This window comes from Mesorhizobium sp. IMUNJ 23232 (assembly GCF_044326205.1).
Lineage (GTDB): Bacteria > Pseudomonadota > Alphaproteobacteria > Rhizobiales > Rhizobiaceae > Kumtagia.
Map to the genome: position 1 here is coordinate 47,048 of NZ_JBIRCY010000010.1, position 21,652 is coordinate 68,699.

Here is a 21,652-nt window from a genome sequence, read left to right on the forward strand (position 1 = left end):
TTCCGAAAAGCGAAGATGCAGGCGCTTCGCAATTCCGGCATAAAGTCGTGGCAGGTTTTCCACGACCGAATCCGATGGAGGACGCCATGCGTCTGCTTCCCCTCACGACCATATCGCTTGCAGCGGTCCTCTCGTCCACGGCCTTCGCGCAAGAAGACCGCTACGTGCTGGAAAAGTCCGGCGATGGCTTCGTCCGCATGGACCGCAGGACCGGCGAGATGTCGACCTGCACGCAGGACGGCGCGTCGCTGGTCTGCAAGCTGGCGGCCGACGAACGCACCGCCTACCAGGACGAGATCGACCGGCTGCAGCAGGACATGAAGGCGCTCGACGAGCGGGTCGCCAGACTGGAGAATTCGCTGACCTCGAGACTGGAATCCAGCTTGCCTAGCGAGGAGGAGTTCCAGAAGGGTCTTGGCTACATGGAGCGGTTCCTGCGCACCTTCAGGGACACGGTGCAGGGTCTTGACAAGCAGCCGTTGGATCAGGGCGGCTCGGCGGGCCCGGACAAGACCTGACGAACCTGACATTCGCTGCTTCGCGACGGGCAACCGGCCATAAGCAGTGCATCCGGGCCCTTTACCGCTTGAAATGGCGGACCGCAGCCGCATAATTGCAGCACGCATTCCGCTCCAATCAGAAAAAGCGCAGGCGGGGTCGGGAGGGAGATTTGCCGGCTGGCTACAGGTTCGTGATCGCGGACGACCATCCGCTGTTCCGCGGGGCGCTGAAGCAGGCGCTTGCGGGGCTGGACGGCGTTGCCGAAATTCTCGAAGCCGGTGATTTCGAGACGACGAAATCGCTGATGAGCCGCAACGGCGATCTCGACCTGCTGCTGCTCGATCTTTCCATGCCCGGTGCATCCGGCCTGTCGGGCCTGATCTCGCTGCGCGGCATCCATGCGTCGGTGCCGGTGGTCGTCGTTTCGGCTCATGACGATGCCGAGACGATCCGCCGGTCGCTCGAACTCGGCGCGTCGGGGTTCATCTCCAAATCGGCGAGCATGGAGGATATCCGCGCCGCCGTGACGGCCGTGCTGGCCGGCGACATCGCCGCACCGGTCGGCGTCGATCTAGGCACCGAACAGGATCCCGAAATTTCGGAGCTGATCAGGAAGCTGCAGTCGCTGACGCCGCAGCAGACGCGGGTGCTGGGCATGCTCGCCGACGGGCTGCTCAACAAGCAGATCGCCTACGAACTCGGCGTCTCCGAAGCCACCATCAAGGCGCATGTCTCGGCGGTGCTGCAAAAACTCGGCGTCGACAACCGCACGCAGGCGGTGATCATGCTGTCGCGCATCGGGTCCGACCCGCTGCCGTCGATCAGTTGAGCATTTGCACCAGCAGACGTAGGTGTTGAGCGCGCACGCTCCTATTCCGCCGCCGGCGCCATGCGCCGGACGCGGGTCATCAGCGAGCGCAGGGCGGCGGGTTTCACCGGCTTGTTGATCACCGGAACTTCGAGCGCGTCGGCGGCGGCGCGGACCTCGTTCGAGCGGTCGGCGGTCACCAGGATCGCCGGTGTCCTTTCGCCCCAGCGGTCGCGCAGTTTTCGGATGAGGTCGAGGCCGGTCTCGCCGTCGAGGTGATAGTCGGCGAGGATGAGATCGATCTGACTCGGCCGCCATTGCGTGCGCAGGATGCTTTCCGAGCCGGTCGCCGTCTCGACCCGGCAGCCCCAGCCTTCGAGCAGCAGCCGCATGCCTTCCAGGATGCGGGCGTCGTTGTCGATGCACAGCACCGACAATCCGCCGAGAGCGCCGGAGGCGGCCGGACGCGGCTTCGCCTCGCGGATGGGCACCGGCTCGGACGCAGCCGACACCGGCAGGAGCACGGAAAAACGCGTGCCCTTGCCGCGCCCCGAATCGATCTGGATTTCCAGCCTCAGCACCCGCGCGATGCGGTCGACGATCGACAGGCCGAGGCCGAGGCCCTGTGCCTCGCGCGCCCCCGCGTCCAGCCGGGTGAATTCGCCGAAGACGCTGCTCAGCTTGTCGACGGGAATGCCGATGCCGGTGTCGAAGATCTGGATCTCCGCCAGTTCGCCGCGCCGCCTGACGCCGACCAGCACGCGCCCGGTGCGGGTGTATTTGATGGCGTTCGACACCAGATTCTGGATGAGCCGGCGCAGCAGGTTGCGGTCGGTCGCGACGGAGAGCGACGACGGCACGATGACCAGTTCGAGGCGCTTTTCGCGGGCCATCGGCTGGAAGTCGGTGGCGATCTGACGCAGCAGCCCATCCAGCCGGAACACGGTCTCCACCGGCTTCATGGCGCCCGCGTCCAGCCGCGAAATGTCGAGCACGGCGCCCAGAATTGTCTCGACCGATTCAAGCGACGACTCGATGTTGCGCGCGGCCTCGGCGGCTGCACCCTTGCCGGCCCGCTCGATCAGCGAGGCGCAGTAGAGCCGGGCGGCGTTGAGCGGTTGGAGGATGTCGTGGCCGGCGCCGGCCAGGAAGCGGGTCTTGCCGAGATTGGCCTCTTCCGCCAGCATCTGCGCCTGCGCCAGTTCCTCGTTGACCCGCGTCAGCTCGACGGTGCGCAGGCGTACGCGCTGTTCCAGCGATTCATTGGCCCGTTTCAGCGCATCGTCCGCCGCGACGCGCGCGGTGATGTCCGCATAGGTCGCGACGATGCCGCCGTCTGGCATCGGGTTGGACCTGAGTTCGATGATGCGGCCGCTGCGCTTCAATTCGAGCTGCCAGGGGCTGCCGAAGCTGGTGAAGCGGTTGAGGATGGCGACCGTCGCGTCGGCTGCGATCTCGCCGCGCGCGGCCAGCAGGCGCAGCACCTCGTCCAGCGAGACGCCGACGCGGCCCATCTCGTCGGGCAGGGAAAACAGGCTTCGATACTGCCGGTTCCAGCAGGTCAGCCGGAAATCCTGGTCGAAGACGGTGATGCCCTGCTCCATCTGGTCGAGGGCGATCTGCAGCAGGTCGCGATTGTGCTGCAGCGCCTCGGTGGCGTCGTCGAGCAGGCGGAAGGCGTCGCGCGACGACTTGTCCTGGCGCTGGAACAGCAGCGACAGGATGAGCCGCGCCGAGGACGAGCCGACCGCCGTGGCCAGCAATTGCTCGGAGAAGCGCACGACGGCCATGCTCGCCTGTTCGTTGCCGTCGAGCGGCGTGCCGCCGGTGGCCTCGAAGCTCTGGAACGACCGCTCGGTACGCTCGACGCCCAGATATTTGGCGATGGTGTCCTTCAAATCGTTGACGGTGATCGCCGTGCGGAAACGGCGGAGGCTGGGCATGGGGCTCGTGTCTCGCGGCACGAAGATGGCGGCCTGGATGCGTTCAAGTGGCACCGAGGCGCGCGACAGCGAGCCGAGCACGTAGAACAGCAGGTTGATCGACAGGCTCCAGAGCACGCCATGGTTCAATGGCTCGGCGACCGTGCCGAACAGGGCGTGCGGCCGCAGCGCCTCGATGCCGAGCGGGCCTTCGGTCAGGATCGCCAGGCCGGGCGATGCGAGTGACGGGAAGAGCAGCGTATAGCACCACACCGCGAGGCCGGCCGTCATGCCAAGCGCTGCGCCACGCGCATTGGCCCGCCGCCACACCAGCCCGCCGATGAAGGCCGGCGCGAACTGGGCGATGGCCGCGAACGACATCAGGCCGATCGAGGCCAGCCGGGCGTTGCCGGTGCTTTCGCGATAATAGAGAAAGGCGACGAACAGGATGATGAAGATCGCGCCGCGCCTGATATTGAGGATGAGGGCAGACCAGTCGCCCGTCTCGCTGGCCTCCGTCTTGAGCAGTCGCCGGACAAACAGCGGAATGATCAGGTCGTTTGAGATCATGATCGATAGCGCCACGGTCTCGACGATGACCATCGCGGTGGCGGCGGAAAGCCCGCCGATGAAGGCGATCATGGCGAGTGTGTCATGTCCGGTCAGCAGCGGCAGAGACAGCACGTAGAGGTCGCTGCTGGTTGCCGTGCCGACATTGGTCAGGCCGACAAAGGCGATGGGCAGAACGAAAAGATTGATCAGGATGAGGTAGAGTGGGAAGATCCAGGTGGCGCGCCGCAACTCGCCGCCGCCGCGGTTCTCGACGATCATCACATAGAACTGGCGGGGCAGCATGACGATGGCGAAGCCGCTGATGACGGTCATCACCAGCCAGGTGCCGAGCGACGTGCGGTAGCCCATCGCCGCGCCGACGGCCTGGTTCTCCGAGAGCTTGCCGATGAGGTCGCCGGGGCCGTCGAACAGCACGAAGACGACAAGCAGGCCGATGGCCAGGAACGCGGCGAGCTTGACCACGGATTCGACCGCGACGGCGAGGATCAGTCCGTCCTGGTGCTCGGTGGCGTCGGCATGCCGCGTGCCGAACAGCACCGCGAACAGCGCCAGCAGCAGCGCCACCACCAGCGATATGTCGCTGAGGAACGGATCGAAGGACGGCGGCGCGCCGGTATAGTGCTCGATCATCAGGCTGACCGAGCCCGAAATCGCCTTGAGCTGTAGTGCGATATAGGGCACCGCGCCGACCGTGGCGATGAGTGTCGCGATGGAGGCCACCGAAAAACTCTTGCCGTAGCGGGCGCCGAGGAAGTCGGCGATCGAGGTGATTTTTTCGGCCTTCGCAAGTCGCACGATGCGGCTGAGCAGCGGATAGCCGAACAGGAAGACCAGCACCGGCCCGACATAGATTGCCAGAAATTCCAGCCCGCGCTCGGTGGCCAGCCCGACCGACCCAAAGAACGTCCAGGACGTGCAGTAGATGGCCAGGCTCAGCGCGTAGATATAGGGGCGCAGCCGGCTCAAGCCGACGGTGCGGGACCAGCGGTCGCCAAGGCTGGCGATCGCGAAAAGCAGCGTCACATAAGCGATCGCGATGATGACGACGAACCAGCCCTGCACGCGGACCTCCCGCCGTCTATGGGATCATCATTCCAGGAAGAATTGCAATCGCGGCTTTCGGCGCAGGCGAAGACCGTTGTCGATGGAGGTCTCTTTGTGGCGCGAGCGCGCCCGACCGCATTGCGGGTTTTGCAATCGCGCTTTTTCGTTATTGTGGGTTGCACCGGCAGGATTCGGGACGGCCGGCCACTCACATGGAGGGTGCTATGCTGAAGGAATTCCAGGAATTCATCTCCAAGGGCAATGTCATGGACCTTGCGGTCGGTGTCATAATCGGCGGCGCGTTCGGCCTGATCGTCAACTCGCTGGTGGGCGACATCATCATGCCGATCGTCGGCATGGCCGGAAGCGCGGACTTCTCCAACTATTTCTACCCCCTGTCCGATGCGGTGACCGCCACATCGCTGGAAGAGGCAAAGAAGCAGGGCCCGGTCTTCGCCTACGGCAACTTCTTCACCGTGGTGATCAATTTCCTTCTCCTCGCCTGGATCGTCTTCCTCATGGTGAAGGGCGTGAACACCATGCGCCGCAAGCTTGAAAAGCAGAAGGCCGCGGCCCCGGCCGCTCCGCCGCCCGCCGATGTGCAGCTTCTGATCGAAATCCGCGACCTGCTCGCGAAGAAATAGATTTCAGCCGCAATGGCGTTGCCAGCCCCGGTGTTGATTGGGGCTGCCGGCGGCTTTTTACGCCGATGCAAATCAGTCGATCTTGTAGAACTTCCTGTACCACTCGACGAAGCGCCCGATGCCGACGTCGATCGGCGTGCGCGGGCGAAAACCCGTTGCTTCCGCCAGTGCCTCGACATCGGCAAACGTGCGCGGCACGTCGCCGGGCTGCATCGGCAGCATGTTCATGACGGCCTTGCGGCCGGTCGCCTGCTCGATGCAGCGGATGAAATCCATCAGCTCGACCGGATCGTTGTTGCCGATGTTGTAGATGCGGTAGGGCGCCGCCGACGTGCTCGGGTCGGGCTCGGCCCCGCTCCAGTCGGGATTCGGCCTGGCGATTGTATCCAGCGTGCGCACGACACCCTCGACGATGTCGTCGATGTAAGTGAAGTCGCGGGCGTGCCGGCCGAAATTGTAGACGTCGATCGGCTCGCCGTTGATGATCTTTTTCGTGAACATGAACGGCGCCATGTCGGGACGCCCCCATGGCCCGTAGACGGTGAAGAAGCGCAACCCGGTGACCGGCAGCCGGTAGAGATGCGCATAGGAATGCGCCATCAGCTCGTTCGCCTTCTTGCTGGCGGCATAGAGGCTGAGCGGATGGTCGACATTGTCCTCGACGCGGTAGGGCAGGCTGGTGTTGGCGCCGTAGACCGAGCTCGACGAGGCGAAGACCAGGTGCTCGACGCCGCCATGCCGGCAGCCTTCCAATATGTTCAGGAAGCCGACGATGTTGGAATCGACATAGGCGTGCGGGTTGGTCAGCCCGTAGCGGACGCCGGCCTGCGCCGCGAGATGGACGACGCGCTGCGGCTTGCGTTCCGAGAACACCGCCTCGATGGCCGTGCGGTCGGCGAGGTCGGCCTTGACGAAGGTAAAGCCGTTACGTCCTTCCAACCGCGCAAGCCGGGCGTGTTTCAGCGCAACATCGTAATAGCTATTGATGTTGTCGAGGCCGATGACCTCGTCGCCGCGGTCGAGCAAGGCCTCGGCGGTCGCCGCGCCGATGAAGCCGGCGGCGCCGGTCACGAGAATTTTCACGCGGCCGTTCTCCTGTCAGCGTCGCGCCGCAAAGCAGCGCGGTGATGAATTGGGCCGACGCAATAACCGAAAGCGACGCTTTCAGCTATTGCGTCTTTTCAGCGCCTCTTCCCAGCGCAGCGCATGGGTGACGATCGTATCGATGTCGTCGAGCCGCGGCCGCCAGCCGAATTCGCTGCGTGCCCTTTCGGCATTGGCGACGATGGAGACGGCGTCGCCGGCGCGGCGGCCGCTGACCCGCACGTCGAAATCGTGGCCGACGACGCGGCGCACCGCGTCGATCACTTGCAGCACGGAATAGCCTGTGCCGTAGCCGCAATTGGCGATCAGGCTGCCGCCGCCGGCGCGCAGGCGCCTAAGCGCCAGCAGATGCGCCTCCACCAGGTCCCAGACATGGATGTAGTCGCGCACGCAGGTGCCGTCCGGCGTCGGATAATCGGTGCCGAAGACCTCCATGAACGGCCGCTTGGCCGTCGCGGTCTCGCAGGCCACCTTGATGAGATGCGTCGCGCCGCGCGTCGACTGGCCGGTGCGACCCTTGGGGTCGGCGCCGCAGACGTTGAAGTAGCGAAGCGCGGTGTAGGCGAAGGGATGCGCGGCGGCGGCGTCGCGCAGCATCAGCTCGGTCATCAGCTTTGAGGTGCCGTAGGGCGATTCGGGCAGCGTCGGCGCTTCCTCGACGACGGGCGTGCCGTCATTGCCGCCATAGACGGCGGCGGTGGAGGAGAAGATGAAATGCGGCACGCCGGCGCGTACCGCGCTCTCGATCAGCGCGCGCGACTTCACCGTGTTGTTGAGGTAATAGCCGAGCGGGTCGGCCACCGATTCCGGCACGACGATCGATCCCGCGAAATGGATCACGGCGTCGACATTGCGACGTTTCATGGTCGCTTCGACGAGCTCCTGGTCGGCGATGTCGCCCACCACCAGTTCCGCCTCCGCCGGGATCGCCCAGTCGAAACCGGTCGACAGCCGGTCGACCACGACGACGTCCTCGCCTTCGTCGAGAAGCTTCCAGACCATGTGGCTGCCAATATAGCCGGCGCCGCCCGTCACCAGAACCGTCATGGAAAATTTCCTGTTGGCCGCTAGCGTACCCTAACTGCGGTGCATTGATGCTTGCTTACGAGCACGGGCTTTGCTCCGGGCAGGCCGGAATATGGTTTTCAACCTCTTACGGCAGCAACATGGCGGCCAAAATCCGCCGTGCCCATCAGCGCCTTGCAGCGGGCGAAGCGGCCATCGGCATAGGCGCGGAAATCGTCGGCGGGATTTTGGTTGGCAAGCTGGATCAGGCCCCACAGCGTCCACAACAGGTCGCACATGGCCTTGTAGATGACGATGCGGCCGCGCTCGGCGGGGGAGGGGGTGCCGCCGAAATAGGCAAGAATCATCTCCTCGTCCTGTGCCGCGTCGAAGCCGCCTTCGACCGAGAGGTCGCCGAGATCCCACATCGGATCGTTCATGCCGGAATATTCCCAGTCGACGATCCACATGCGTGAGCCCGTGTCGAGGAAGTTCTCGCAGAGCGGGTCGCAATGGCAGGCCGTGAGCGGCAGCGGGCGGGCGGCGAGCGCGGCGCGCACCGTCTCCGCCTCGCGCACCACGTCGTGGTAGCCGTCCGGTAGCACGACATCCTTGGTCGACAGGATTTTCAGATAGTCGTCGATCATCGCAAACAGTTCGAATCGGAACGCGAACACCGCACCGGACACGTGCAGCTTGCGGAACGCCTCGCCTGCGCGCGCCGGAGAACCCGCGCGCGACTTGAACTTTTCCGGCGACATGGTGACGGCGCCGTCGATAAAACGCGTCGCCATCACGCCGGTCTTCTCGTCGGAGTGGATGACCTCCGGGCTGACGCCGGCACGCGCTGCCTCGCGCGCCGCGACCGCCTCGTTGGCCCGGTTGATGTATTCCTCCGTGCCCTTGCCGGGAATGCGCAGGCAAAAATCGCCGGCGCGGAAGACGAGATTGGTGAGGCCGCCCAGCCGCACGATCTCGCCGCGATAGCCGGCAAGCGTCGGAATGCTCCGGAGTGCCTCGCGCGCGAGCGAAAGGTCGTCGCTCATGCCTTCAGCCTCTCCATTTTCGGATCGTAGAGCACGCGCGGCCCGCGCGTCGCGGCATAGGGTTTTCCGAAGGCTTCTATCGTGAAGGCGCTTTCGCCGGAAAACTCCGCCGGCAGGTAGCCGAAGGCGATGGTCTTGCCGAGCGTGTAGCCGTAACCGGTGGACGAGGTCGAGCCGACCACCTTGCCGCCGAGCAGGATCGACTCGCCGCCATGCAGCGGCGCGAACCCGTCGATGGTGAAGGAGCAGAGTTTTCGCCTGACGCCCTCGGCCTTGATCTTCGTCAGCGCGGCGCGGCCGATGAAGTCGCCCTTGTCGAGCGCCACAGCAAAACCCAGCCCCGCCTCGAAGGGGTTGTAGTCCGGCGTGATGTCGCCCGACCAGTAGAGATAGCCCTTTTCCATGCGGGCTGCGTCGATTGCACGATATCCGACATTCGACACCTCGAACGGCTCGCTGGCGCCGAGCAGCGTCTCATAGACATGGCAGGCGAATTCCTGCGGCACGTAGAGTTCGTAGCCGAGTTCGCCGACATAACCGATGCGCACCGCCAACGCGCGGGCGTTGCCGACCTCGATCCAGCGCGCCGCAAGGAACGGATGCGCCTCGTTGGAAAGGTCGTCGTCGCTGACCGATTGGAGGATTTTCCGCGACAGGGGTCCGCAGAGGTTGATGGTCGCGTACTGATTGGTGACGTCGCGAAAGCCGATGCCTTCCGGCAGGTGCCTGCGGACCCAATGACCGTCGCGGATGCCGAAACCCGAGCCGGTGACGAGATAGAGCAGGTCGTCGCTGATATGGATGATGGTGACGTCGGCCTCGATGCCCCCGCGCTCGTTGCAGAGCTGGGTATAGACGGCCTTGCCCGGCGCGCCGCCTAGGTCGTTGGCGGCGATGCGCTGCATGGCCTCCAGCGCGCCCTTGCCAAAGATCTCGAACTTCGAGAACGAGGTCTGGTCGATGAGGGCCGCCTGCCCGCGGATGGCGCGCACCTCCGCGCCGACTGCGTCGAACCAGCCGGGCTTGCCCTCGAAACTGCCGAGTTCCACCGCCTCACTGCCCGGCAGCGCGAACCAGTTCGGCCGCTCCCAACCGAATTTCGAACCGAACACCGCGCCGCCCTGGCGCAGCGTCTCGTGCAGCGGCGAGCGGCGCAGGCCGCGTCCGGCATGCGCCTCCTCGGCCGGCCAATGGATCTTGTAGTAGGCGCCATAGGCCTCGATGGCGCGTTCCTCGAGATAGCGGCCTTGTGCCTGAACGGCGCCGAAGCGCCTGACGTCGAAGGGCCAGAGGTCCATGCCGGCGTCGCCGTGCAGGATCATGTTGGAGAGCGCGAGCCCCGCGCCGCCCGAGGCGGCGATGCCGGCAGTGAAGCCGCAGGCGACGTAGAAATTGTCAAGCTCGGGCGCCAGCCCCATGATCGGCTCGCCGTCATAGGAGACCGGGATCGGCCCGTTGATGACCGTCTGGATGCCGATCTCGTTGAGCACCGGCAGGCGCTCGGCGGCGGGTAGCGCGAACAGTTCCAGCCGCTCCATGTTGGGCGCGAACAATTCGCGGCCGAAATCCAGCGGCGGCATGCCACGATGGAAGCCGACCGAGCCGTCCTCCCAGCCGCCGATAGCGAAGCTGCCGGTGTCCGGCTTGAGATAAAAATTGTGGTCGGGGTCGCGCAGCGTGGTCAGGCCGGGATCGAGCGTCAGTTTTTTCTCGGTCAGGAAATACTGATGCTCGACGATGCCGGCCGCCAGCGGCACGCCGGCCATTTTTCCCACCCGCTTCGCCCATAGGCCGGCGCAGTTGACGAGGATGTCGCAAGAGATCGTGCCGCCATTCGTCGACACGCCGACCGCACGGCGGCCTTCGACGACGATCTCCTCGACGCAGACGCCTTCCTCGATCCGCACGCCGTTCTGCCGGGCGCCCTTGGCATAGGCCATGGTCAGCGAATAGGGATCGATATAGCCATCGCCGGGGATGAGGGCGGCACCCTCGATGCCGTCCTTCACGATGAAGGGGAAATGTTTCTCCGCCTCGTCGGCGGTCAGCGAGTGGCATTCGACGCCAAAACTTTTCGCCTGGCCCATCGAGCGGCGGATTTCGCTCCAGCGCGCCGGGCTGCCGGCGAGCCGGAGCGACCCGACCTTCTTCCAGGCGATATGCTGGCCGGTCTCGGCCTCCAGCCGGTCGAACACCGCGACCGAATTCTGCATCAGCCGCGTAAGATTGCGCTTGCCGCGCAACTGGCCGACGAGGCCGGCGGCGTGCCATGTGCAGCCATGGGTGAGCTGAGCCTTCTCGACCAGCAGCACGTCCTGGGCGCCGTCACGGCCGAGATGGTAAGCGAGCGAGGTGCCGATGGCCCCGCCGCCGATGATAAGGATTTTTACGTGGCGGTCAGCGCGGAAGGGCATGGAAATGTCCGGAATGCATGAGACGTTCGGGCGAAAGCAGTGTCATCCCTTCACCTTGTCGCCCTTGGGATCGTAGAGCGGCTCGAGGTGGATACGCGCCGGCGTCTTTTCCATCGCCACGACGAGTTCGTAGTCGCCGGAGCCCAGGAAATCGTCGTCGACGCCGTCGGCGTTGCGCACATAGCCGTAGCCGATGTTCTTGCCGACCGTGTAGCCGTAGCCGCCGGATGACAGATAGCCGACCGGCTCGCCATTGCGCAGGATCGTCTCGCGCCCGACCAGCACGATGTCGGGATCGTCGACGGTGAAGCCGGCGAAGCATTTTTTCAGCGGCGCGCCGTTGATCTTCTCCAGCGCGCGGCGGCCGACGAAGTCGGTGTTCTTGCGCAATTTCACCGCCCAGCCGAGCCCGGCCTCGAACGGCGTATCGTTGGGCGTGATGTCGGAGCCCCAGGCGCGGTAGCCTTTTTCGAGGCGCAGCGATTCCAGCGCACGATAGCCGACCGGGCGGATGCCGTGCGGCGCGCCCGCCGCCATCAGCGCGTCGAACACCTTTCCCGTCGCCTCGATCGGGATGTGCAGTTCCCAGCCGAGTTCGCCGACATAGGTCACGCGCAGCGCCCGCACGGTGGCGCCGGCGATGCCGATCTCGCGGACATGGCCGAACGGGAAGGCTGCGTTGGAGACGTCCGTCTCGGTGACGACGACCAGCACTTTTCGGGCGTTCGGCCCCATCAGCGACAGCGTGCCATATTTCTCGGTGATGTCCTCGATCGATACATCGAAATTATCGGGAACGTGGTCAGCGATCCAGGCGCGGTCGTGGGTACGGAAACCGGTTCCAGTTACGACATAAAAAAGATCGTCCGAAAGCCGCGCCACCGTGAGATCAGCCTCGATGCCACCGCGGGTGTTGAGCAACTGCGTGTAGGTCAGCCGCCCGGCAGGTTTCGACACGTCGTTGGCGCAAATCCAGTCCAGCGCGCGTGCGGCGTCCGAGCCGCTCACCTCATATTTTGCAAAGGAAGACTGGTCGAAGATGCCGACATGCTCGCGCACGTGCCGGTGCTCGTCGCCGACCGGCACGAACCAGTTCTGCCGGCCCATGGAATAGATGTCCTTCGGCTCGGTATCCGCGGGCGCGAACCAGTTCGGGCGCTCCCACCCGAGTTTCGAGCCGAACACCGCGCCATGCGCCTTGAGCCTCTCGTAGAGCGGCGAGACGATGGCCGGGCGGCCGGACAGATATTCCTCGTGCGGGAAGCCGATCGTGTAGTGTTTTCCGTAGGCTTCCAGCGTGCGGTCGCGCACCCATTGCCGGTCGCGGTGAAGGCCGGAAAAGCGTCTGATATCGACGACCCAGAGGTCGAGCGGCGCCTCGCCGTCGACCGCCCATTGCGCCAGCACCCAGCCGGCACCGCCGCCGGACGCGATGCCGAAGGCGTTGAAGCCGGCGCCGACAAACATGTTGGCGCACTCCGGCGCGGAGCCGAGGATAAAGTTGCCATCCGGCGTAAAGCTTTCCGGCCCGTTGATCATCTGCTTGACGCCGACGCGTTCCAGGGCCGGGACGCGGGCGATGGCCTGCGTCATATGCTGCTCGAAATGGTCGAAATCGTCGTCGAACAGCCGGAATTCCCAATCGTCCGGCACGTCGCCGCCGGTCAGCCCGGTCTCCCATGCAATCGGGTTCGGCTCATAGCCGCCCATGACGAGGCCGCCGACCTCCTCCTTGAAGTAGGTGCGGCGGTCGGGGTCGCGGATCGTCGGCGCGTCGGTCGACAGCCCGTCGATCTTCTCGGTGACGATGTACTGGTGTTTTACGGCTTGCAGCGGTACGTCAATGCCGGCCATGGCGCCGACCTGGCGTGCCCACTGACCGGCGCAGTTCACCACCTTGTCGCAGGCGATGTCGCCCTTCGTGGTCTTGACCGTGGTGATGCGGCCGTCGGTCATGTCGAAGCCGGTGACGCGCACCTCCTCGAACAGTTTCGCGCCGTGCATGCGCGCGCCCTTGGCCAGCGACTGCGTGATGTCCGAGGGGCTCGCCTGGCCATCGGTCGGCAGCCATGAGGCGCCGACGAGGTCGGAGGTTTCCATCAGCGGCCACATCTTCTTGACCTCGGCCGGATCGAGCAGATGCATGTCCATGCCGAAACTTTTCGCCGTCGTTGCCAGCCGGCGGAATTCCGTCCAGCGGTCCTGGTTGGTAGCGAGGCGCAGGCAGCCGGTCATCTTCCAGCCAGTCTCGAGGCCGGTCTCGTCGTTGAGGGTCTTGTAGAGGTCGACCGAATATTTGAGCACCCGCGTGATCGAGGCCGAAGAGCGCAACTGGCCGACAAGCCCCGCAGCATGCCAGGTCGAACCGGAGGTCAGCTTGCCCTGCTCCAGCAGCACGACGTCGGCCTTGTGGTCACGGGCGAGGTGATAGGCCGTCGAGCAGCCGATGATGCCCCCGCCGATGACGACGATCTGGGCGTGTGTTGGGAAAGTCATAGGCGTATCATCCCGTTCGGATTCTTTTTGTTGTCGGTCATGGTTCCATGTCTCAGCCGAGCCCCAGTCGCGCGCGCGTCCGCGCGGCGCCCGCGGCGATCAGCCGGTCCGCTATGATGGCGATGAAGGCGACGGCCAGTCCGGCGACGAGGCCGCGTCCGGTATCCGCCTTGGTGAGTGCGATATAGACTTCCTGGCCGAGGTCGCGCGTGCCGACCAGCGCGGTGATCACCAGCATCGACAGCGCGAACATGATCGTCTGGTTGAGGCCGAGCATGATTTCCGGCAGGGCCAGCTTCAGCCGTATCTTGGTGAGAAGCTGCCACGGCGTGCAGCCCATGGCGCGGCCGGCCTCGATGACGCGCGGATCGACCTTCTGCAGGCCGAGCACGGTGTAGCGGATGGCGGGCGCGACGGCGTAGGCGACGATCGCGATCATCGCCGTGAAGTCGCCGACACGGAAGAGCATCACCGCCGGCATCAGATACACGAAGGATGGCAGCGTCTGCAGCGTGTCGATGATCGCCTGCACCCACCGCCACAGTCTTTCGCGATCGGCGACGAGGATGGCGATGGGGATGCCGATCAGCGAGGCGATGACCACGGAGATGCCGCAGAGATAGACGGTGACCGTCGCCTTTTCCCATTGCCCGGTGGCGGCGATCAGGAAGGAGAGCGCGCCCGTGAGCGCGGCAAGACGCGGTCCGCCGAGACGCCAGCCGGCAAAGGCCAGCAACGCAACCAATCCCAGCCAGGGCAGGCCGGCCAGCAGCCGCTTGAACGGCACCAAGACGTTCAAGAGCACGGCGTTCTTCAGGGCCTCGAAGGCATCGAAGAAGTTGACGTTGATCCATTCGACCACACGCGAGAAGAAGGTGCCGGTCGATATCTGGAGGGCTTCCGGATAGGTCTGCACGGCAGGCAGGGCCAGCCCGACGGCGAAGGTGGCGGCGACGAGCGCCAGCGCGCCGACCGTGCAGGGTGCGCGCGCCACGATGCCCGCCGGACGCTCGGCACGGGCGGCCGCCCCGGCCTTGGCGGCAAAGGTCTGGCTCAGCCGGTCGAGCGCCACCGCCAGCGCGACGATCGCCAGCCCCGCTTCCAGGCCCGCGCCGATGTCGAGGCGGCGAAGTGCTGCCAGCACGTCGAAGCCGAGCCCGCCGGCGCCGATCATCGAGGCGATGATGACCATGTTGAGCGACAGCATGATCACCTGGTTGACGCCGACCATCAGGCTGTCCTTGGCCGAGGGCACCAGAACGCGCCAGGTCATCTGCCGGCGCGTGCAGCCGATCATGCGGCCGAGGTCGTGGACTTCGGACGGCACCGAACGCAACGCCAGGATGGTGATGCGGGTCATCGGCGGCATGGCGTAGATCAGCGTGGCGACGATCGCCGCCGTCGGCCCGAAGCCGAACAGGAACAGGATCGGCACGAGATAGGCGAAGACCGGGATCGTCTGCATCAGGTCGAGCAGAGGTGTCAGCGCCGTCTCGAAGCGCGGCCATCGATAGGCGGCCAATCCGAGAGCGAGCCCGCCGGCGACGCCGATCGGCACGGCGACGAGGATGGAAGCCAGCGTCACCATGGCGCTGGTCCATTGCCCGAACACGGCGAGGAACAAGAAACAGCCGCCGGCGAGCAGCGCCAGCCTTCGCCCGCCGGCATAAAGGCCCATCATGGCGACGATGCCGATGACGGCGATCCACGACAGCGGCGGCACGATCTGCACGGCGCTGGAGCCTTGTCCTGAAAGGAAACCGGTCGCGAGCAGGCTGAGCACCGCGCGATAGGGCACGTCGATGATCGCCGCGATGAAACGCGTCAGCTCGGTGAAGGTGAAAAGGCCGAAGCTGGCGTCGTTGAGCAGCCATTTCATGGCGTCGCCGATCCAGCGCTGCGCCGGGATCTGCCAGGCTTTTGGGTAGTCGAAAGCCCATTTCGCCAGCGGATCGCCGAATTGCCACAGCACGACGAAGGCCGCCAGCGCGATGAGCCAGGCCGTTGCTGAAGGGGCAAAGGCAATTGAACCTTGGCGAGGCGAGGCGAGCGAAGCGTGGGCGGGAGCGCTCATCCCCTCACCCCCGCATCATGATGTCGATGACGTCGGCGCGGTGCAGCGCGCCGGCGGTGCGGCCCTCGCCGTCCTCGACGCGCAGCAGGTCGATGCCCGCACCGAAACGCGACGCAGCCTCCGCAACCGTGGCGCGGGCGGGCACGGCGGCGCCATTCAGTCCCGCCGGCGCCGGCTTCATCACCGAGCCAACCTTGACGACCTTGGCGCGCGGCACGTTGCGGGTGAACTCGGCGACATAGGGCGTCGCCGGATTGAGCACGAGGTCCTCGGGCGTGCCGGCCTGCACGATCGCGCCGTCCTTCATGATGGCGATGCGATCGGCCAGCCGGATCGCCTCGTCGAAATCATGGGTGATGAAGACGATTGTCTTCTTCAGCACCGACTGCAGGCGCATGAACTCGTCCTGCATCTCGCGGCGAATCAACGGGTCGAGGGCGGAAAACGGCTCGTCGAGGAACCATAGCTCGGGCTCGACGGCGAGCGAGCGGGCGATGCCGACACGCTGCTGCTGGCCGCCGGAGAGTTCGCGCGGGAAAAACGTCTCCTTGCCGGAAAGCCCGACCAGTTCGACCATTTTTTTCGCCCGCGCCTCGCGCGCGGCCCGCTCCATGCCCTGGACTTCAAGCGGGAAGGCGACATTGGCGAGCACGGTGAGGTGCGGCAGCAGGGCGAAATTCTGGAACACCATGCCCATTTGATGCCGGCGGATTTCGACCATGCGCTTGTCACTGGCGGCGAGCAGGTTCTCGCCGTTGAACAGGATTTCTCCCGCCGTCGGCTCGATCAGGCGCGACAGGCAGCGCACCAGCGTCGATTTTCCCGAGCCGGACAGGCCCATGATGACGAAGATTTCGCCTTCATTGACATCGAGGTCGACGGCGCGCACCGCCGCGAACAGCCGGGCGGCCGCTACCTCCTCCGGCGACGCGTTCTTGCGGCCACCAGCGAAAAACTCCACCGCGCCGGAGCCGAACAGCTTCCAGACGTTGCGGCAGACGAGTTTCGGTTGCGGCGTCATCGACGCATATGCAGGCTTGTTTGACGTTTGCAAACGCCTACTTCTTGATCCACTCCGACCAGCGGGGCTCGTTCTGGCCCATCCACTCGGTCACGACCTCGCTAACCTTCTTGCCGTTGAGGTCGACCTCCGTGATCATCGCGCCCATTTCGTCGTTGTTCAGCGAAAACGCCTTGATCGCCTTGTGGGCGCCCGGCCACTTGTCCTTCACGCCGGCCCAGCCGACCTTCCAGATCTCGCCATGCGGCTTGCCGCAATCATAGGCCGTGTCCGGGTTGGAGCCCCATTTCGGGTCGCCGTAGCATTCCTTGGTGTATTCCGGGAAAACTACCCATTCGCCCTTGTATTTGGCCGGCGCCCAGTGCGGCGCGTAGATCCACAGCAGGATCGGCGCCTTGCGCTGGTAAGCAGATTCCAGTTCGGCGAAGAGAGCCGCGTCAGTACCGGCATGCACCACCTCGAAGGGCAGGCCAAGCGCCTCGACGCGCTCGTCGTCGAAGCCGCCCCAGGTCACCGGGCCGCCGAGATAGCGACCCTTCGGCGCGGTCTCGGCCGTCGAGAACGCCTCGGCGCATTTTTCGTCCTTAAGCGCCTCCCAGTTGGGCAGGCCGGGGCACTTTTCCTTCATGTACTCCGGAAACCACCACTCCTCCTTGGCCTGCATGCCGGTCGGCCCGAACACCTCGGTCTTGCCGGTGGCGGTCGAAGCGTCCATGGCGTCGCGGCCGGTCGTCTCCCACATCTCCATGGCGACGTGCAGGTCGCCCGTCTCCAGCCCGGCGAACTGCGCGAGATAGTCGGCCTGCACATATTCGACGCTATAGCCGGCCTTCTTCAGGACTTCGCCCATGATTTCGGTGGTGATCAATTGACCTGTCCAGTCATGCAGCGTCAGCTTGATTGGGTCGCTCGATTCCTGGGCATTAGTAGCGCCGGCAAAAGAAAGGAAGAGTGCGGCGGAAAGCGTCAGCGCCCCCGCTATGGATCTGGTCAAACGCCTTTCATGAAACATGTCGAGTCTCCTGTTCACCCTCTATTGTTTTCTTGAACCGCGAGCCCCGAGCCAGATCGTTCGATGGCAAGAAGGAACCGCCGCCGGTCGCCGTACTTTCCGTCAGCCGGCGGCGGATTGTCAATCAAGCGCTGTGGCTTTTTCTGCTATTTTGACCGAAGGATTTTGAAGTTGCCGGAAGAATGTCACGAGAATCCGGCGGATACGGGCAGTCTAGTTGCGCTCTTTTGGGGCGTCCCCCCAGGAGTTTTGGAATACAAGCCATGCCGGCCGCGCATGGGACGTGCGGGGGTGTGACCATGCCATGGGATGATTCCGTTAGCGTTTCGGCGTATATGTCGATCGCGCGATTTGCTGTGCTGCACCGCCGAAGTGGCGGAAGGCGCGGTTATGTGCTTTAACTGCCGGGATTTTGACAAACTCGGCAGTCATTTGCCGCTGTTCAAACGGCATTGTCTCTGAAGTCCAACAAGCGGGTGGACGCGTGAACGAGAACGACACCATCAACGCGATAGTCGAAGCGCTGCGGCTGGACCCGGATTTTGGGGAGGCGTTCGCGCAGCCCCAGGCACCGGCGACTGATGCGAGACCGCGCCTTGAAGCGGCTGCTCAGGCCGGTTCGGGCCCGGTCTCTCCCACGCCTCAACCCGTCGCATCGAAGCCGTCACTGGAACTGATTGCCGGGCTGTCTTCGGTTGCGCCGCCCCCGACAAGACGAGTCGAGCCGCCTTCATTGCAGGCTTCGCCCTTGCCACGGCCGACGTGGCCGCTCAGGACGCCGACGTCAACACAAGCGCCACCCGTTGCCGAACGTCCGCGAGCGCCGCAAGGTGTCCCTGCGCCGTCGCAAGGCGTCCCGGCGCAAAGGCCGGCGCTCGGTCTCGTGCCGCCGAAGCCGGCGACGCCAATGGTTGCTCGCAATCCAATGCCCACGCCGGCGAACAATTCGGCGGAACCGCGCCTCACAACTTCCCCTGGTGCTTCCCGGCCGGTGGAGACCGGGCCAAGGGCGGGCGAGTTGTTCCGCCCATCGGCGGACAGGCCGGCGTCCATGCGGCCGGTGTCCGACCACGCGGCCACGAAATCGCCATTTCCCGGCGACAGGGTATTCCCAGTGCCCACGGCGTCGCCCGTGCGGCCGCAATCCCAGCCAGCCGCCGGGATTACCCAATCGGGGAATGTCGCGGCACCGCCTGCACGTCCGACAGCGGTCGAAAGGCCGACTTTGGTGCCGGTAAAGCCGATCGTGGAGAATAGCATGGACGAAGCCAAAGCACTCGAAAGGCGTGAGGCGCCGTCAAGGCCGTCCGCGACCGTTCCGCCTGCCGTGGCCGACACGTCAAGGACTGCCGCCAGCGTTTCGCGGCTTGCGAGCATAGCGGCGGAGGTTGCCGCAGCAAGAGCGGCGGTCAGAACGTCGGCGGCGCTTGGAGCCGCTGATGCGCGACCAGCAACCCCCGAAAGGGCATTGGATGCCATTCCGCGCCCGGTCGCCAAGCTTGAAGTTGTCGCACCGAATAGCGGAACGGGTGGTGTATCTGCGACGCCGCCAAAGCTGGGCAGCGCATTCGACCCTTTGGCTGAGGCAAAAGCTGAGGCCGATGTGAAAAATGCCGAGATGGTGCTGAAGAAGGCGCAGGAAGAGGCCAAGCATATTAAGGCCACAAGCGAGCAGTTTGACCCAAGATCGGTCAAACGCGCCGAAATAGCCGTTAGGAAAGCTGATGTGGCCTGGAAGCGGGCCAAGATCGCTTTGAAGGAAATTGTCAAGGCAAAACCTCCCGCCGCTGCTTCCGGCACTGTCGCCAGGCCGTCACTAGTCGCAGACAACAATCCATCCCCTCAGAGTCAGCCACCTGTCAGGGCTTCTTCGACAGCAATGTCATCGGTGTCGGCTGTCGTTAAAGCGCCAACGCCGCCTACCAATGTTGTACCCCTTTCTGCGAAGACAGCTACGGCAGAACCCGTCGCTGCCAAGGCTGTTCCGGCGCCTGCCGTTGCCAGGGCTCCCGCACCCGCCGTTACCAAGGCGCCAGTGGCGCCGGTCGTGCTGCCGATGCTGGAACCGGCTGTAGAAGACGCAGTTCCTGCCGGGCTGGTTGGGCGCGTTCGCAAGAAGGTCAGTTGGGCGCAGCTTTCCTTCATTGCCGCCGTGCTCGTGCCGGTCCTCCTGATCGGGCTTTATTATCTTTTCGTCTCGTCGGACCAGTACCGTTCCGAGATGCGTTTTGCCGTGCGTGGCACCGAACGCTCCACGCTGGAGAACCTTGGTCTCAGTGCGATCCCAGGAGCGACCGAGCAGGCGGGCGACGCCTATATCGTGATCGACTATATCCACTCGAAGCAGGTCATTCTCGATATCCAGCAGAAACTCGGCATCGATCTTCGCCAGTTCTTTTCTGGACCGGATATCGATTTCGCCTATCGTATCGATCCGAATATGCCGATTGATGAATTCATCAGCTATTGGCGCTGGATGGTCGATGCGAGCTACAACTCGACGACCTCGATCACCACCTTCGAGGTGACGGCCTTCAACGGCCCGGACGCGGCGGCGATTGCCAATGCGGTGCTGAAAGTGTCCACCGAACTCGTCAACGACCTGTCGACGACGGCGCGGCTTCAGCTGATTTCGAATGCGCAGAATGAGGTGAGCCGGACCGAAGATCGGCTGGTTACCGCCCGACAGGCTGTGGCATTGTTCCGTGACACCACGCAGATCACCGACCCCACGGCTCAGGCGGGTCTCGAACTCACGCTGATCCAGGGCTTGGAGCAGCAGATTATCGAAGCCAAGTCGCGCCGGGCAGCCTTGCTGTCCACCGGCGCTGCCGACTCGCCGTCGGTCCGGGTTCTGGATCGTCAGATCGAAGCGCTTACCACCCAATTGGAGGCAAAGCGTCAGGTGATTGGGTCCGGCGGTGCAGCCAGGAGCGGCGGCGACCGCACTTTGACCACCAAGCTGACCGAGTACAATGCACTCGCCCTTGAGCAGGAATTTGCGGAAAAGGCCTATACTACCGCGCTGGCGTCCCTGGAGACCTCGCAGGCCGAGGCGCGCAGGCAGGACCGCTATTTCGCGATCGCCGTCGAGCCGAACGTCCCCGAGATAGCGCTTCACCCGCTGCGCATGATCAACACGCTCGTTGCCTTCTTCGCGCTCTGTGTCATCTGGCTGATCGGATACCTCGTCGCACAGGCAATCCGCGATCACACGGTGTGATCGCGGTTGCCTCGGGCGATGTCTTTGGTTCGACCTGATCGAACAGGAGCGGTGAAGTCATGATCCGACTGAACAACGTCGTGAAATCCTATCCCTCGTGGAGGGGGCGCAAGACCGTGATCAAGGGCATCACGGTCGACTTCCTGCCTGGCAAAAACACTGCCATCATGGGCAGCAACGGTGCGGGCAAGTCGACGCTGATGCGTCTGCTGTCAGGCGCCGAGATGCCGGATTCCGGCACCGTCGAGCGCTCGTCGCGCGTCTCCTGGCCGTTGGGCTTCAACGGCGGCCTGCACGGGTCGTTGACCGCCCGTGAGAATCTTGCCTTTGTCTCCCGCATCTACGGCCGGAATTACTCGGAACTGCTGGATTTCGTCGAGGACTTCGCCGAGATCGGTGATGCCATGAAGCAGCCGGTCAAGACCTATTCCAGCGGCATGAGGGCGCGTGTGGCCTTCGGCATCTCGATGGCCATCCAGTTCGACTATTATCTGATCGACGAGGTGATCGCGGTTGGAGATCCGTCGTTCAAGCGCAAGAGCAAGGCCGTGCTGACGGAAAGGCTGAAGAACGCGACCGTCCTGCTGATTTCCCACAGCGCCTCGATCATGAAGGATTACTGCCAGCACGGCATCGTGCTGGAAAACGGCAGGCTGCTTGAATTCTCCAGCCTCAACAAGGCGATCAAATATTACGAATCCTCCGGCGCTCCCAAGGTTGGCGCGACGTCCGGGGTTCCGGAACTGATGGCGGATTGACGCTGTT

The 21,652-nt window shown here is 64.4% G+C and carries 14 protein-coding genes; 5 read left to right on the forward strand and 9 right to left on the reverse strand.

Annotation, left to right across the window (positions count from 1 at the left end):
• Positions 1-86 precede the first annotated feature (86 nt).
• Complete coding sequence (locus ACH196_RS09720) at positions 87-518, forward strand: hypothetical protein (protein ID WP_396646683.1); 432 nt, start codon at positions 87-89, stop codon at positions 516-518.
• A gap of 152 nt (positions 519-670) precedes the next feature.
• The gene (locus ACH196_RS09725; protein ID WP_396646684.1) at positions 671-1,330 is read left to right on the forward strand and encodes a response regulator; all 660 of its coding nucleotides are present in this window, start codon (positions 671-673) and stop codon (positions 1,328-1,330) included.
• A 41-nt stretch (positions 1,331-1,371) separates the two neighbouring features.
• On the opposite strand, the gene ACH196_RS09730 is transcribed toward ACH196_RS09725, so the two are convergent.
• On the reverse strand, positions 1,372-4,866 hold the full coding sequence (locus ACH196_RS09730) for a NahK/ErcS family hybrid sensor histidine kinase/response regulator (RefSeq protein ID WP_396646685.1): 3,495 nt from the start codon (positions 4,864-4,866) through the stop codon (positions 1,372-1,374).
• 206 nt (positions 4,867-5,072) lie between these two features.
• On the opposite strand from ACH196_RS09730, the gene mscL reads away from it, so the two are divergent.
• Positions 5,073-5,492: a large conductance mechanosensitive channel protein MscL gene (gene mscL / locus ACH196_RS09735; protein WP_396646686.1), complete on the forward strand. Its 420-nt coding sequence runs from the start codon at positions 5,073-5,075 to the stop codon at positions 5,490-5,492.
• 72 nt (positions 5,493-5,564) lie between these two features.
• Here the strand turns inward: mscL and ACH196_RS09740 are convergent, their stop codons facing one another.
• From ACH196_RS09740 to ACH196_RS09775, 8 genes are all read right to left on the reverse strand, one after another.
• The gene (locus ACH196_RS09740; protein ID WP_396646687.1) at positions 5,565-6,575 is read right to left on the reverse strand and encodes an NAD-dependent epimerase; all 1,011 of its coding nucleotides are present in this window, start codon (positions 6,573-6,575) and stop codon (positions 5,565-5,567) included.
• Between the two features lie 81 nt (positions 6,576-6,656).
• Complete coding sequence (galE, locus tag ACH196_RS09745; RefSeq protein ID WP_396646688.1) at positions 6,657-7,643, reverse strand: UDP-glucose 4-epimerase GalE; 987 nt, start codon at positions 7,641-7,643, stop codon at positions 6,657-6,659.
• A gap of 98 nt (positions 7,644-7,741) precedes the next feature.
• Positions 7,742-8,647 (reverse strand): phosphotransferase, encoded by a 906-nt coding sequence (locus ACH196_RS09750; RefSeq protein WP_396646689.1) that lies wholly within the window; start codon positions 8,645-8,647, stop codon positions 7,742-7,744.
• Positions 8,644-11,061, reverse strand: a complete 2,418-nt coding sequence (locus ACH196_RS09755) for an FAD-dependent oxidoreductase (RefSeq protein WP_396646690.1) — start codon at positions 11,059-11,061, stop codon at positions 8,644-8,646. The genes ACH196_RS09750 and ACH196_RS09755 overlap by 4 nt, the downstream gene beginning before the upstream one ends.
• 42 nt (positions 11,062-11,103) lie before the next feature.
• Positions 11,104-13,557 carry an FAD-dependent oxidoreductase gene (locus tag ACH196_RS09760; RefSeq protein WP_396646691.1) on the reverse strand — a complete coding sequence of 818 codons (2,454 nt, stop codon included), beginning with the start codon at positions 13,555-13,557 and terminating at the stop codon, positions 11,104-11,106.
• A 52-nt stretch (positions 13,558-13,609) separates the two neighbouring features.
• Entirely contained in the window at positions 13,610-15,631 is a 2,022-nt protein-coding gene (locus ACH196_RS09765; RefSeq protein WP_396646692.1) for an ABC transporter permease, read from the reverse strand.
• A 4-nt stretch (positions 15,632-15,635) separates the two neighbouring features.
• The gene (locus tag ACH196_RS09770; RefSeq protein WP_396646693.1) at positions 15,636-16,652 is read right to left on the reverse strand and encodes a glycine betaine/L-proline ABC transporter ATP-binding protein; all 1,017 of its coding nucleotides are present in this window, start codon (positions 16,650-16,652) and stop codon (positions 15,636-15,638) included.
• 37 nt (positions 16,653-16,689) lie between these two features.
• Positions 16,690-17,664, reverse strand: coding sequence for an ABC transporter substrate-binding protein (locus tag ACH196_RS09775; protein WP_396646694.1), 975 nt, complete (start codon positions 17,662-17,664; stop codon positions 16,690-16,692).
• A 1,258-nt stretch (positions 17,665-18,922) separates the two neighbouring features.
• Here ACH196_RS09775 and ACH196_RS09780 point away from each other — a divergent pair.
• Together ACH196_RS09780 and ACH196_RS09785 are read left to right on the forward strand one after the other, a co-directional pair.
• Positions 18,923-20,887, forward strand: coding sequence for a hypothetical protein (locus ACH196_RS09780; RefSeq protein WP_396646695.1), 1,965 nt, complete (start codon positions 18,923-18,925; stop codon positions 20,885-20,887).
• A gap of 59 nt (positions 20,888-20,946) precedes the next feature.
• Positions 20,947-21,645 (forward strand): ABC transporter ATP-binding protein, encoded by a 699-nt coding sequence (locus ACH196_RS09785; RefSeq protein WP_396646696.1) that lies wholly within the window; start codon positions 20,947-20,949, stop codon positions 21,643-21,645.
• Positions 21,646-21,652 lie beyond the last annotated feature (7 nt).

Excerpts from the sequence above, each read along its gene's own strand:
- ACH196_RS09720 (WP_396646683.1), top strand. The coding sequence starts at position 87 with ATGCGTCTGCTTCCCCTCACGACCATATCGCTTGCAGCGGTCCTCTCG.
- mscL (WP_396646686.1), top strand. The coding sequence starts at position 5,073 with ATGCTGAAGGAATTCCAGGAATTCATCTCCAAGGGCAATGTCATGGAC.
- galE (WP_396646688.1), bottom strand. The coding sequence starts at position 7,643 with ATGACGGTTCTGGTGACGGGCGGCGCCGGCTATATTGGCAGCCACATG.
- ACH196_RS09750 (WP_396646689.1), bottom strand. The coding sequence starts at position 8,647 with ATGAGCGACGACCTTTCGCTCGCGCGCGAGGCACTCCGGAGCATTCCG.
- ACH196_RS09755 (WP_396646690.1), bottom strand. The coding sequence starts at position 11,061 with ATGCCCTTCCGCGCTGACCGCCACGTAAAAATCCTTATCATCGGCGGC.
- ACH196_RS09760 (WP_396646691.1), bottom strand. The coding sequence starts at position 13,557 with ATGACTTTCCCAACACACGCCCAGATCGTCGTCATCGGCGGGGGCATC.
- ACH196_RS09765 (WP_396646692.1), bottom strand. The coding sequence starts at position 15,631 with ATGAGCGCTCCCGCCCACGCTTCGCTCGCCTCGCCTCGCCAAGGTTCA.
- ACH196_RS09770 (WP_396646693.1), bottom strand. The coding sequence starts at position 16,652 with ATGACGCCGCAACCGAAACTCGTCTGCCGCAACGTCTGGAAGCTGTTC.
- ACH196_RS09775 (WP_396646694.1), bottom strand. The coding sequence starts at position 17,664 with ATGTTTCATGAAAGGCGTTTGACCAGATCCATAGCGGGGGCGCTGACG.
- ACH196_RS09780 (WP_396646695.1), top strand. The coding sequence starts at position 18,923 with ATGGACGAAGCCAAAGCACTCGAAAGGCGTGAGGCGCCGTCAAGGCCG.
- ACH196_RS09785 (WP_396646696.1), top strand. The coding sequence starts at position 20,947 with ATGATCCGACTGAACAACGTCGTGAAATCCTATCCCTCGTGGAGGGGG.